This window comes from Exiguobacterium sp. UBA3491, from assembly GCF_002377745.1.
In the GTDB taxonomy this organism is placed as follows: domain Bacteria; phylum Bacillota; class Bacilli; order Exiguobacteriales; family Exiguobacteriaceae; genus Exiguobacterium_A.
On sequence record NZ_DFQK01000003.1, the window covers coordinates 1 to 13,506 of the forward strand.

The 13,506-nt window shown below is 46.4% G+C and carries 12 protein-coding genes; 8 read left to right on the forward strand and 4 right to left on the reverse strand.

Annotation, left to right across the window (positions count from 1 at the left end; translation table 11 throughout):
* Nucleotides 1–152 precede the first annotated feature (152 nt).
* Both B4F99_RS00455 and B4F99_RS00460 read right to left on the reverse strand, forming a co-directional pair.
* A complete protein-coding gene (locus B4F99_RS00455; protein WP_290754715.1) occupies nucleotides 153–1,391 on the reverse strand; it encodes a murein hydrolase activator EnvC family protein in 1,239 nt (412 codons plus the stop codon).
* A gap of 334 nt (nucleotides 1,392–1,725) precedes the next feature.
* Entirely contained in the window at nucleotides 1,726–2,475 is a 750-nt protein-coding gene (locus B4F99_RS00460; RefSeq protein ID WP_290754717.1) for an SDR family NAD(P)-dependent oxidoreductase, read from the reverse strand.
* 136 nt (nucleotides 2,476–2,611) lie between these two features.
* Between B4F99_RS00460 and B4F99_RS00465 the strand changes: the two genes are divergently transcribed.
* From B4F99_RS00465 to B4F99_RS00475, 3 genes are all read left to right on the forward strand, one after another.
* Nucleotides 2,612–3,046 (forward strand): YkvA family protein, encoded by a 435-nt coding sequence (locus B4F99_RS00465; RefSeq protein WP_029341012.1) that lies wholly within the window; start codon nucleotides 2,612–2,614, stop codon nucleotides 3,044–3,046.
* Between the two features lie 134 nt (nucleotides 3,047–3,180).
* Nucleotides 3,181–3,744 (forward strand): DedA family protein, encoded by a 564-nt coding sequence (locus B4F99_RS00470; protein WP_290754719.1) that lies wholly within the window; start codon nucleotides 3,181–3,183, stop codon nucleotides 3,742–3,744.
* A gap of 13 nt (nucleotides 3,745–3,757) precedes the next feature.
* Nucleotides 3,758–4,390, forward strand: a complete 633-nt coding sequence (locus tag B4F99_RS00475; protein ID WP_290754721.1) for an HAD family hydrolase — start codon at nucleotides 3,758–3,760, stop codon at nucleotides 4,388–4,390.
* A gap of 86 nt (nucleotides 4,391–4,476) precedes the next feature.
* On the opposite strand, the gene B4F99_RS00480 is transcribed toward B4F99_RS00475, so the two are convergent.
* A complete protein-coding gene (locus B4F99_RS00480) occupies nucleotides 4,477–5,535 on the reverse strand; it encodes a PTS transporter subunit IIC (RefSeq protein WP_056060085.1) in 1,059 nt (352 codons plus the stop codon).
* Between the two features lie 187 nt (nucleotides 5,536–5,722).
* On the opposite strand from B4F99_RS00480, the gene B4F99_RS00485 reads away from it, so the two are divergent.
* Nucleotides 5,723–6,718 carry an NADP-dependent oxidoreductase gene (locus tag B4F99_RS00485; protein ID WP_290754724.1) on the forward strand — a complete coding sequence of 332 codons (996 nt, stop codon included), beginning with the start codon at nucleotides 5,723–5,725 and terminating at the stop codon, nucleotides 6,716–6,718.
* A gap of 58 nt (nucleotides 6,719–6,776) precedes the next feature.
* Here B4F99_RS00485 and B4F99_RS00490 read toward each other — a convergent pair whose 3' ends face one another.
* The gene (locus tag B4F99_RS00490) at nucleotides 6,777–6,941 is read right to left on the reverse strand and encodes a hypothetical protein (protein ID WP_214854816.1); all 165 of its coding nucleotides are present in this window, start codon (nucleotides 6,939–6,941) and stop codon (nucleotides 6,777–6,779) included.
* 287 nt (nucleotides 6,942–7,228) lie between these two features.
* Between B4F99_RS00490 and B4F99_RS00495 the strand changes: the two genes are divergently transcribed.
* The 4 genes from B4F99_RS00495 to B4F99_RS00510 are packed head-to-tail and all read left to right on the forward strand — an operon-like array spanning nucleotide 7,229 to nucleotide 13,315.
* Nucleotides 7,229–9,853, forward strand: a complete 2,625-nt coding sequence (locus B4F99_RS00495) for a glycosyltransferase (protein WP_290754725.1) — start codon at nucleotides 7,229–7,231, stop codon at nucleotides 9,851–9,853.
* The gene (locus B4F99_RS00500) at nucleotides 9,850–10,854 is read left to right on the forward strand and encodes a class I SAM-dependent methyltransferase (RefSeq protein ID WP_290754727.1); all 1,005 of its coding nucleotides are present in this window, start codon (nucleotides 9,850–9,852) and stop codon (nucleotides 10,852–10,854) included. The genes B4F99_RS00495 and B4F99_RS00500 overlap by 4 nt, the downstream gene beginning before the upstream one ends.
* Complete coding sequence (locus B4F99_RS00505; RefSeq protein WP_290754729.1) at nucleotides 10,749–12,065, forward strand: glycosyltransferase family 4 protein; 1,317 nt, start codon at nucleotides 10,749–10,751, stop codon at nucleotides 12,063–12,065. Before B4F99_RS00500 ends, B4F99_RS00505 begins: the two co-directional genes overlap by 106 nt.
* On the forward strand, nucleotides 12,062–13,315 hold the full coding sequence (locus B4F99_RS00510; protein ID WP_290754731.1) for a glycosyltransferase: 1,254 nt from the start codon (nucleotides 12,062–12,064) through the stop codon (nucleotides 13,313–13,315). The genes B4F99_RS00505 and B4F99_RS00510 overlap by 4 nt, the downstream gene beginning before the upstream one ends.
* Nucleotides 13,316–13,506 lie beyond the last annotated feature (191 nt).

A 13,506-nucleotide genomic window follows, 5' to 3' on the forward strand; every position in this document is an offset into this window, starting at 1 on the left:
CAGGAAAAAGTGCATTATGCGCTGTCAGAGACGAACAAGACCCGCTTTCCTGCTTGAATGAAGCAAGAAAACTGGCTTGTGTCTCGCCTGAGGAAAGGGCGTGAAAAGACGCGTCATTCTTTTTTGAGTCAGCCCCTTTTTCTTGAATCGACTTAGAAGAAGCTTTCTGGATCGAGCTCATTCGTCCGTCCATTCGCATCATACTTGTATCCACCATCGTGGATTTCAAAATGTAAGTGTGGACCAGTCGAGTTACCGGTGCTTCCGAGAACACCGATTTGCTGTCCTTGTTTGACTTGTTGTCCCTGTTTAACGTTCAAGGCATTCATATGGGCATACACGGTCGTATACGTTTTTCCGTCGATATTATGAGAGATATAGACGTGGTTGCCGTAAGGGCCACCTGAACTTGCTAAAATGACTGTCCCGCTTGCAGATGCAACGATTGGCGAGTTGAGTGGACCAGCGAAGTCGGTTCCATTGTGGTACGCATAACCATTACTTCCGCTTGCTGCCCCCATTCCTTGCGAGATAGAACCTTGAGCAGGTTTGATGAATTTACCTTTTGCTTTTGAGATGACTTTCGTACTAGCCTTGCTAACAGATACTGGCGCCGCCGATTGTTTTGCAGCAGCTGCCTTTGCTGCTCGTGCTGCTGCTTTTTCAGCTGCTTCCTGTGCCTTCAGTTGGGCCGATGCCTCTTTCAGGCTGAGGATGTTGGATTCGATTTTTTTCTTTTGTGACGTCAGACGTTTCAAGAGTGCTGTTCGTTTTTGTTTTTCTTTTTTGAGTTCACGTTGTTTCTTTTTTAAAACATTACGATCTTCAATCAAGTCTTGGCGTGTCTGCTTCAATTCTTCTTTCGCAGCTGCCAGTTCTTTTTTGTTTGATTCGTAATCTTTTAATAAAGAAGCATCGCTTTCCGCAATCGTATTGAAGGCATTGAAACGACTGATCATATCACCGACATCTTTTGCACCGAAGACGGCTTCAAGCAGCGGGGCATTATCGGCTTTCGACTGACGGACCGCCAGACGATCACCGAGCATTTTTTCTTGTTTCTTGATTTTCTTTTGCAACTTCTCGATCTTATCTTCTAATCGAGCAATCTGTTTCGTGTTTTCGTCGATTTTCTTTTGATTCTCGACGACTTGTAATGTCAGCCCATTAATCTGTTGATCCAGGGCGTAGACTTGTTGCTGTGCTTTAGATAATTGATTCTTTTTTTGAGACAACGCCTCGCGTTGCTTCGATTGTTGTTGCTGATTTTGTTGTTGTTTCTCTTTATATGAACTTGCCGCATCGACGGGAGTCGTCGTCATGAGCGGACTTGCGAGTAAGGTAAGTGTCATGAGCGATAACCCGATTGACTTTCCGAAAGGTCGTTTCATAAACTAAGCGTCATTCCTTTCCCTTGTGAAGTGTTACCTATCCCACTCTAACAAGAAAATCAGAAAATCCACTTTACAATTCTTTTAAAAAAATACAAGAGAAGCTAGCAGAAAGTATGAAGAATTTATGAAAATAATGATGCGTGAACAGAAGAATAAATAGAATATGTTGATATGAAAGGAATAATCATTATGTAATTGATTGATTTCCGAATGATGTCAGAAGATATATTTTTGTAACATCGTATAAATTGAACGTTTATTAATGTTTGAAAAAGGTATAAATATAGTTTTTGTGAAATGAAAAAGTGCCCCGAAAGGCACTCTGTCCGAATCATTCTTCATAAATCATCTTTCGTGTCATCCCACCGTCTAGAACCAGTGTTTCGCCCGTCAAGAAATCGTTATCCGGGTGTGTTAGATAGAGAGCCGCACGAGCGACATCACTTGGTTTTCCGACGCGACCAGCTGGATGTTGACTGTGGTCTTCAGGTGATAATTCTTGATAGTCACCGGTTTCAATCCAACCAGGAGCAATCGCGTTGACGAGAATTCCGTCTTCTCCGAGTGAGACAGCAAGTGCATGGGTCAGAGCAAAAATGCCACCTTTCGTCGATGCATAAGATTCTGTATGCGGTTCCGACATGAAGGCGCGGGTCGAAGCCAGGTTGACGATCCGACCACCACCTTTACTTTGTTTCAAATAAGGTGTAGCGGCCTTAGTCGTTAAAAAGATACTACGCAGGTTCGTATGATGAACCCGATCCCATTCCTCAAGTGACAATTCGAGTAAGGGTTTTCGAATCATGATACCGGCGTTATTGATGACGATGTCGATACGACCAGTATGTTCAATCGCTTTTTCAATCAACAGTTGAACGTCTTTTTCGTGTTGGATATCGAGGTGATAGAAGTAAGCCGTCCCACCATCTTCTTCAATTTGTTGAACTAATTCGTCTCCTGTCATCTGATCGATGTCAGCAAGAACTACATTTGCGCCATGCGCAGCGTAGGTGCGGGCGAGTTCTGCACCAATGCCATTCGCGGCTCCCGTAATGATGACGGTTTGATTAACATGATTCATAAAAATCATCCTTTCTGTAACGCTTCTCTCCTTTTTTTACCGTTCCATCATATCCTGAAACCTGACAGGATTATCATCCGTAGGAACAGGGAAATAGAAAAGCGTTGAAGTTACTTTAGAATGGGGGAAAATAGGAATGAAATTCTCGAATCAACAATTAGAAAAACAACAAAATCAATATGCCGAAGATGCAAAAGATTATATCGATCGCCCGAAAAAGACGAACTCGCTGTTACAACGAGCAACTGCAAAGGTAAACGGTAACTCTCGTTTGTCCGTCGTCTTCTCACCGTTGACGTTGTTCGTCGATATGATTCGCGCGTACCAGTCAGGTGAATATCGCAACATTCGTCGTACGACGATCTTAAAAGTAATCGGAGCGTTGATTTACCTCGTGTCACCGATTGACCTCGTACCTGATTTCGTACTCGGATTTGGTTTCGCAGACGATATCGCGGTCATCCTTTTCGTCACGAAAACAGTCTTTGAAGAATTGACACGTTTCAGTGACTGGCAAGATGAACAACAAAAGCGCCGTACGCAACCAGTACAAAGTGAGGATGCGTATTAATCAAATAGATAATGATTCGAGCGACTTCACTATGAGAAGTCGCTCTTTCTGATGTAAAAAGAGCCGTTTCCTGTACGCCCTCTTGAAAGTTCGATACACTAGAAATAGTTGGTAAAGAGAGAGGGAGGGCGAAGATGGGACACCACTGGATGGAATCATACGGTTATATCGGGATCATGATGACGCTCATGTTTCCATTCATACCGAGCGAAGTACCGCTCGCGTATGCAGGATATCTCGTGCATACGGCACAGGCGAATCTGCTATTCATGGTGTTCCTCGCTGTAGTGAGCTTCGTCATTAGTCAGAACCTCTTCTTTACGATTGGTCAGTTCGGGAGTGAACGGTTATTGAATCGTTTGTTCAAATGGTTTCGGATTTCGGAAACAAAAATGCTCCAGTTTCAGACACAAATGGAGACGAAGGGACGCTATATCCTTCTTCTGTCTCCAATGTGGCGCATCGGATTTGCAATTGGTGCCGGTCTAACTGGTGTTTCACGCTGGACGTTTACCGTCGTGACGACGATTTCCTTTTTCCTTTGGTCAGCGATCTTCATTTGGGGCGGGAAAGCCGTCGGGCATGAATGGCGAAAATTGCACCATCTCAATCATCCGATAGTTTGGATTGGTTTAGGTGTGTTGATTACGGTTGGCTACTTGATTCAAAAAAAGAGAAAAGCAAAAAAAGAGATCTAAAAGGAGTGGGAACATGGCAATTATCTTATTCGATATTGACGGTACATTGATCGATTCAACGGAACAGATGACAGAAGCAATCCATCGAGCGATGGAGGACATGCCGCATCTTCCAAAACCATCTCAAGCAAGTGTACAAGCAAGCTATGGTTTAGCAGGAAGTGCCTTTTGGCGTAAGGCGATTCCGGAAGCCTCAGAAGAGGATATTCGGTTGATTCGTAAAAAAAGACATGGTCATCTAGAAGCGACGATGGCAGAACAGAACGTCTTGTTCGACGGAATTCGATCTTTATTAGAAGCGCTAGTGTCTGCGGGACATACCATTTCAACTGCGAGTAATTGTGGCAACCACTATCTAAACCTTGTGCTGGATAGCCAAGACATTCGTTCGTTCTTTACGAGTCCGAAATGCTTAGAATCCGTCAATGGAAAAGAAAAATCGGATATCTTACGCGCTCACCGCGATGAGTTTGGAGAAGGATCTTACTGGATGATTGGAGATCGGTCTTCTGATGTCGAAGCGGCTCGTAAGGAACATATGCCGGTCGTCTTATGTCAATATGGTTTTGGTACGCCATCCGAGTGGAATTCGGCAGATCATGTCATCGAGACACCGCTTGATTTGTTAACAGTGATTGAAAAATAAAGAAGAAAAAAGCCAAGCTAGACGCGTCGATTTTTTCAGACGGTCGGCTTGGCTTTTTTGTGGTTAAAATATCAAGCAAGATGCACTTACTCGAAATCGAGTCGGTATGGTTCTGCGCTCATCCATGGACGGAACTTCCGGAAGAGTAGATGGAACAATAAACAGAGAATAATGGGTAAGACGATAAAAAGACCAAGCACGAATGTCATATTGAAGAGCGTCCATCCTCCTGACATCAGGTGTAGCGCATTGATTGGACCGATTAAACCAGACATTCCAAATCCGGCACTAAACGGTGTACCTTGAACACCGAGCATTCCAGCTAATGCACCAAGGATAGCGGCACTACACATGACAGGTAGAATCATCAATGGATTACGAATGAAGTTCGCCATCTGGATTTTAGGAGAACCGAGAAAATGAGCAATCGACGTTCCACGTGAATTCGCTTGCCAACCGGCAATCGCAAGACCAAAACCAGCAGCACAGACACCTAGATTGGCAGCGCCGGCAGCAACACCCGATAAACTGATCGCGGTTGCAATGCCGACCGTCGAAAGCGGAGAGACGATGAGAACGGAAAAGGCGACCGCAATTAGAATGCCCATCAAGACGGGTTGAAGTGCCGTGAAGTCTGAGATGACATGTCCAATTGCTGTCGTAATCCGTGTGACGAACGGATACGTCAGAACACCAATTCCACCGGCACCGACAATCAAAATCGTTGGCATGACAAGCACCGTATATGTTTTGAAGCGTTCACCAATCAATAAGACGATTGCTGTTGCAATAGCTGCCGTCAAACCAGCATTGATGACATCACCTGTACCGACGAAAACGAATGTCGCATCCGCACGGGTCGCAACACCTGAGCCGACGACCGTCGCGAGTCCAATCGACGTGGTGGCAATCGGTGTCACTTTAAATTGCATCGCTACGGCGACACCAATCACCATTGGTAAAAGTCGCATCGCGAGTGTCGTTGCGTCTAAAACATGTTGGGCTCCGGACACATATGGCAACAATGCCTTAGCGAGTTCACCGAGTAAGGCTCCTGGAATAAGGGCAACGAGAATTCCAATACTGAGACCGTTTAAAACATGCACTGCAAATTGACGTGGCTGACGCAAAATAGATGAATCCATAAAATCCTCTCCTTATGTAACGCTTTTGTGCATAACAGTATAAAAGTTGTGAATTGTGTTTTATCTTACGGTAAGAACAGAAGGACGTCAAGAAAAAGTTAGAAAATTCCAAACGATCAAAGGATTCGTCTTTCAGAAACGGAATTGTTACAGTGAAGAAGTACATTGAATGAGGAGGTCATGAATCATGTCAGAACAACGTATCGTATTAGCGGAACGACCAAACGGAAAACCAACAGGGGAAACATTCCGTTATGAATCATTTGAGTTAGCAGATTTACGAGAAGGGCAAGTCGCACTGGAGTCACTCTATATCTCAGTCGATCCATATATGCGGGGACGTATGAACGATACGCGTTCTTATTCGCAACCGTTTGAGATTGATGAACCGATTCACGGGGGTGTCGTAGCGCGTGTCATCGAGTCTAAAAGTGAGGCGTTCAAGTCAGGTGATGTCGTCGTGGGGATGCTCGATTGGGCAACGAAAGCAGTCGTCGATGCGAAAAGTGTCCGTAAAATCGATGAGCAGATCGCTCCAATCTCAACAGCGCTCGGTGTTCTCGGAATGACAGGGATGACGGCGTATTTCGGGTTGCTTGATATCGGGAATCCACAGCCAGGAGAAACTGTTGTCGTATCGGCAGCAGCAGGGGCTGTTGGATCGATCGTTGGTCAGATCGCTAAAATCAAAGGTGCACGAGTAGTTGGGATTGCAGGAAGTGACGAAAAGTTACAGCACTTAAAAGTAGATCTTGGTTTTGACGAAGTCATCAACTACAAAACGGAAGACATCCGGGAAGCTTTAGACCGGACGTGTCCAGACGGCATCGATGTTTATTTTGAAAATGTCGGTGGAGAGATCGGCGATGCGGTCCTGGATCGACTCAATCCATTCGCGCGGGTACCAGTCTGCGGCGCTATTTCTGGGTATAACGCACAACAGGACATCGGTCCACGTGTTCAATCGAAATTAATCATTGCGCGTGCGCGTATGCAAGGTTTCTTAGTGGGGGATTATGGCAAACGATTCAAGGAAGCGGCTGAGCAACTCGGTCAATGGGTCAGTGAAGGGAAATTACGATATGAAGAGACGATCTTTGAAGGGTTCGATCGTGTACCAGATGCGTTCCTTGGCTTGTTCGATGGCTCGAACACAGGGAAACTACTAGTAAAAGTGAAGTAAACATGCCAAAAGAGGTTGCGGAATCATTTCCGCAACCTCTTTTTCTATGGCGTGAGATTCATGAATCTTTTCGATCGCGCTTGAGCTCTTCAGGATCAGGATCCGGATGTTGTGTTTCCGCAGGCTTGATGCCGGGATTTGATGTCTCAGCTGGATCAGGGTCCGGGTGAAGACCAACGTCTGCCTTTTCATCTGGTAAATCATGATTTTTTTCGTTTAACATGTCCAGTCATCTCCTTTTATCAGTACATAGTAATGTTTCCCCGTTTTTTAAATCCAAAACAATGAGGGTGCATAGGATTCGTTTTTGAAAACATGTGAATGACTTCCACGGACAAGAAAGCGAAACCGGTCGATTTCCTAGGAAATACAGGTTGACTGAAATGGAATGTAAGGAAAATCCAAAAAAGCTTCATGAAGTCTTTACAAAAACCTTGCAAGTCCTTCAAGTAGCCTTTGAACTGCTTCCGTAGACTAAGAAAGAGTTGAAAAGAGGAAGGGTGTTTACGTGTGAGTGATCAAAAATGGAAACGACAAATCATGCAACAACTGAACTGGGTCCGCGAAGAGAAAAAACGGCTGACAAGCGAGACGACCGCAAGTAAAGATGCACTCGAAAAACTCCGTCAGCTAGACGTCTTGCGACTACCGACGGTTCGAACTTCTAATAACACGACGACACGTTACCGACAAAATAGCCAAGCTTCACTACTAGATCAATTGGATGTCTCGGAGATTCCGGTCCGGACGACGACGCGTTACTATGAAAAGCGACCAATCGAGATGGCGATCGTCTGCTCGGAATTCATGTACGCCTATTATGAAGATGCCGTTCATCTCCACTACGTCAATGCGCATACATTCGAAGAAGTTTTCGAGCGCGAGATTGATCTCTTTTTAGTCGTCTCTTCATGGAAGGGGTTACGAGGGGATGATTGGAAAGGTGTCGCCACACCGAATTCAAAGAAACGCCAACGACTGCTTTCGATGATGCAGGAAGTCAAAGCCAAAGGAATTCCAGTCGTTTTTCAATCAACGGAAGATCCGAGCAATCATGAACGGTTTCAAGACGTGGCGCAAGCTGCCGATTATGTCCTGACTTCAGATGAGGCGATGATTCCTGAATATCGCGTCTTATGTGGTCATGATCGGATTATGGCGATGCCGTTTGGTATCAATCCATTGATTCACAATCCAATCGGAGCGACACGTAGCCGTAAGAAAGGCGTTTTATTTGCCGGTAGCTGGATGGCGAAATATCCGGAGCGCGTGAAAGATACGGAGATGTTGTTTGATGGGGTCATGCAGTCTTCGCACGAACTCGATATCGTGGATCGGAATTATCATCTCGACTTACCAGCCTATCAGTTTCCGGAGCGCTATCAATCACGGGTCGCACCAGCGATTCCTTATGATGCTTTACAACAAGTTAGTAAATGTTACGACTGGGTCTTGAACCTGAATAGCATCAAGTACAGTAAAACGATGTGTGCTCGTCGCGTCTATGAGTCGCAAGCACTCGGGAATTTGATCCTGTCGAATTACAGTATCGCCGTCAACAACGAGTTTCCGAACATCTTCACCGTGCATGACGCACAGGAGGCGACGGCGATCTTAGAACGTACGTCGCAAGAAGAAATCGAACGATTGCGAGCAGAAGGACTTCGTGCCGTCATGACGGAACATACAGTCTTCGAACGGATGGATCAGATTCTAGCGTTCATTGGACGAGTACCTGAAACACGGAAACATCGCTTACTCATCGTCGTCGCCCAGGATGGGGAAGCCATCCGTAACGCAATCGATCGCCAAAGTCTCACACCAGATGAAATCGTCTCAGCGGATACGTTGACGGAGCAAACCTATGATCAAGCCGATCTCGTTGCTTGGATGGATGGAGAGGAATCTTACGGCGAACATTATTTAGAGGACCTCGTGAATGGCTTTAAATATAGCGATGCCAGCATCGTCCGAAAGGGAAGCGAGCATCCGTATCATGTACAAGAGATGAGCGGTAGTCGAAACGGTGCGATTGTTTGGCGATCAGCTATCGGATATGACATGTTCCAAGCAGGTGAACTGAACGGAAAAACACTATTGCTCGATCAATTGGAGTGGAACGAGCAGGCGGTAGTTCCGACGAATCAGATTCCGCAACTGTCGGTCGTCGTTCCGATCTATAACAATGGAAAACACCTCACGTATAAATGTTTCGCCAGTCTAACGCGGATGGATCGATTCATGGAGTCGGAGATTTTACTCGTAGATGATGGATCAACGGATGTTGCGACACGTCAAGCCGTAGAGCGTCTCGCACGACGCTATGGAAATGTCAGAACTTATTTCTTCGAGACAGGCGGAAGCGGTAGTGCTTCACGTCCGCGTAACAAAGGAGTCGAGATGGCACGAGCTGACTATGTGACGTTCCTTGATCCGGATAACGAGGTACTCAGTGATCGATATGCCTTTTTGCTTCAAGAACTAGAAAAAGATCCATCACTTGATTTTGTGGCAGGGCATATGAAAAAGCTTGCCGAGAAGACGAGCATCATCGCCTTGCCAACGATTCGTAAACAAGGACGAACGGTTTGTGAGGATCCGAAAGCTTTTCTATTGAAACATCGGTTTGCGGTACAAAGCATTCAAGCACTCGTCGTCCGTCGTACCTTCCTGCTTGAACATCAATTGGAACAAGTCGTCGGTGCGGTCGGTCAGGACTCCTTGTTCTTCCAAGAATTGATGCTTCGCGCGAACCGTGTCTTACTCGTCAATCGAGTCATCCATTATTATTACGCAGCCGTTGCAGGGTCAACCGTGAATGCATTGACGGTGAAGTTCTTTGAACGAAGTGTCGTCCGAGAGCGGGCACGAGCTGAGAAATTCGCTCGTTATGGAGTGCTAGAGGAATACAAGGAAACTCGATTCGAGCATTTCTTTGAGCATTGGTATCTTGTCAAGTTACGCTACTGCAGTGATAAGGACTTTGCACCGAGTGTCGCATTACTACGCACGATTATCGGATTCTATGAACCAATCACGTTGACGAACCCGTTGATTCGTCGATTCATGGAGCTTGCAGATCGACAGGAGACGGATCGACTTCAACACTTACTACTCGAGGAGGTGCAAAAATGACGGCATCGATGAAAACAGTACGCCCCAAGGATCAAATCCGAGCTGCCTACTACGATCAGTTAGGCGGTGGATTCGGTAAAAAAGTCCGCGCGCGTGTTCACTGGATCGTTCGACAAGCAAAAGGAGAGCACATTTTAGATATTGGTTGTTCGGGTGGAGTCGTCCCGATTTTGCTCGGACGCGAAGAGAAACATGTCATCGGGATCGATGTGTTACCAGAAGCGATCATCGAGGCCAAACAAGCATTACTTGAAGAACCGGCATCCGTAAAAGAAAAAGTGGAATTACATGAAGCAAATGTCATGACGTACACACCTGACATTCAATTCGATACAGTCTTGATGACGGAAGTACTGGAACATATCGGGGAGCCAGAGCGCTTTATCGCCCGTGCCGTCTCGTTCATCGCACCAGAAGGACGACTCGTCATCACAGTCCCATTTGGAGTGAACGATTATGCGGATCACAAACGGACGTATTATTTAAACCGACTGCTTGAACAGTTGACACCCTTCGGTAAGATCGAGACGATCGAGCGGATTGACAAGTGGCTTGGGATCACGATTCAAGTCTATCCGGAACCTCGATCCGGTCGATCTATTCTACCGGCGGAAGTCGAATGGCTTGAAGACGCCTTTGAAGAGGTGGAACGATTGCATCTCGCAACGATCATTGATTTAAAACGCAAGCAACAGAATCTAGAACGAAAAGTTCAGCGGTTAGGGGAACAAACAGATTTATTCGAACAGGTACAATCGGAATCACTACGTCATGAACAGCAACTACAGGAACAGCGTGAACAATATAAGATGCTCGAAGAACAATATGCCGTACTGCTTGATCGATTCGAAGGATCATTGGTGGCAAATCTGGAATTGCTGGAGGCGAATGCATCATGGAAATCAAAATACCGCTCACTCGCACGATCAAAGCTCGGAAAAATCGTCGTCCGCTACTGGAAGTTCCGACGTCAACTCAAGCAGCGCCGGAGTCGTCGATGAACGTCTTGATGATTTGTCAAAATTTCTATCCGGAAATCGGGAGTGCGGCAAACCGAATGAAGAATATCTTCAAGCGGATGGAACAAGCAGGAAGTGACGTCCATGTGTTGACGTCAGAACCGGTCTATCCGACGGCAGAACTCTATACGGACTCGATGTTCTGGGATGAACCGAGCCTCGATACGGCACATGTGACTCGTATCCAACCGCGTGACGTCCGGGCGACGAATAATTTATGGCGGCGTCTTCGCTTGTTCGTGGAACAATTCGTGCTCGCGGTAAAAGAAGTGCGACATGACCCGAAATCCTATGCCTACATCTATGCGACGACGCCATCCATCTTCATGGGACTCGTCGGGGTCGTCGCGAAACACGTCAAAAAGGCTCCTTTGATTCTCGATGTACGTGATTTATGGCCGGAATCATTGATTGGCGTCGGCATCACGAATTCGCGTCTCTTATTGACGCCGCTCTACTGGCTTGAAAAGTGGATGTATCGACAGGCAGATCAATTGGTCATCAACAGTGAGGGGTTTCGATCATATATTGAAGGGCGGGGCATTGCACCGGAAAAAATTCATTATATCCCGAACTCTATCGAGGAAAATGAGTGGTTGATCAAACGCCGAAAAGTATCGGAACAAGTCCGCGTCGTGTATACAGGAAATATCGGTCTCGCACAAGATGTGTTCTTGTTGCTTGACGTCGCACAGGAACTTCAACAAGAGGAAGATATCTGTTTTCAAGTCGTCGGTTACGGTTATCACAAGCAAACGTTCGAACGACTCGTTAAGGAACGTGGGTTGACGAACATCGAATTTCTTGACGCGATGCCACGCTGGGATGCGTTGAAACAACTTGCGAAGAGTGATATTGCCTTTGCGACACTCGTCGAAAGTACAGCGTTCGATACGGTGACACCTGGAAAAATCATCGACTACATGGCGATGGGGTGTGCCATCGTCGGAGCGGTATCCGGACACGCGGCGCATGTCATCGAAGAGGCAGGAGCAGGTTACGTGTCTGTCCAGCGAAAAAAAGAGGAGATCGTCGATCATATTCTCGAGTTATCACGAAATCCAGAGAAACGTGCAGCGATGGGGCGTGCAGGTGTGGCATACGTCCAACATCATTTTGATTGGGAACAAAATGAACAGCGCTTGTTTGAAGCTATCGAACAAACGCAGTCACGAAAGGCGGTCGCAGAATGAAGCGAATTGGAATGTTTGTTTGGAATCCGTTTACGAATGACGCTCGTGTCTTGCGTGAATGTACAGCACTCGTCGAAGCAGGACACCGCGTGGACCTATACTGTCTAAATGACGGCACACTTCCAGAAGTCGAATACCCGATGTCAGGGTTTCGCGTCATTCGAATCGATCGGACGCCACCTTTTGCGAGGTGGCTCCCGTTCTTTCGTAAACGGAAAAAACGGACACTTGTCATCGGCGTGATGGGTGCGCTTCTTGCGCCATGGCTTATTCCCGTGATGCTCGTGCTCTTTTTGCTCATGCGAAGTCGATTCATCCGTTACGCCCTCTATAACAGTTTCGGCATTCTTCGTATGACACGTGCTGCCCGAAAGCATGATTATGACGTCATGCATGCGAACGATGTCAATACGTTACCACAAGCGATTGGGGCAGCGCGTGGTGCCCAAATCGTCTATGACTCGCATGAAGTCCAGACCGATCGGACAGGATACGGGAGCATGCAAGGGAAATTAGAGCGCTGGTTGCTTCACTTCGTCAATCAGACGATCGTTGAAAATGACACGCGTGCAGATTACCATCAGAAGTTATATGGAACGCGACCATCCGTCCTGCACAATTATCCGTTTTACGAACCGATTATTCCGCAACCGCGACCGTTACGCGAAGAATTAGCACTTGCACCAGATGAGCCGATTTTATTGTATCAAGGTGGCATCCAAGAAGGACGTGGACTAGAGCGACTCATCGAAGCGATGCCGTTCATCGATCGAGGAACACTTATTTTCGTTGGAGATGGAAAGTTAAAAGGGAAACTGATGCAACTGGCCACGCAATCATCGGAAAAGTCTCGTATCCGCTTCATTGATAAGGTTCCGCTTGCTGAACTACCCAGTTACACGGCAGCGGCAACGGTCGGCTTTCAGGTCCTCCAGAACGTTTGCTTCAATCATTATTCCGCTTCTTCAAATAAACTATTCGAATACATGGCGGCGTTGATTCCTGTCATCGCGGCCGACTTACCAGAAATTCGTCGTGTCGTCGATACAGAAGGAGTTGGATTAATCGTCGATGTCGAATCCCCGCAGAGTATCGCCGAGGCGGTCAATCGTCTAGTGAAGGATGAGAGCTTGCGACGGACGATGCAGGAGCGGGCAAGCGTAGCAAGGAGACAATACAACTGGGAGCAAGAAAAAGGTCGACTGCTTGCTGTCTATGACTCGATTTTCATGGAATCGGGCGCAAAATAAGAAAAATAGTCAACGACTCGAAGGGAAATCCACGTGCAATGAAGGCGGATTCCTGACGAGTCGTTTTGTTTCATTCGAATAGACACGAAGGATTCGCGAAAGCTTCATAAGATTTACAAAAACGATAGAAAACACTGGAAATGTAAGGTCTGTGAAGAATGGTTTAAGAGATGGTTAGAAGCATTGGAAAG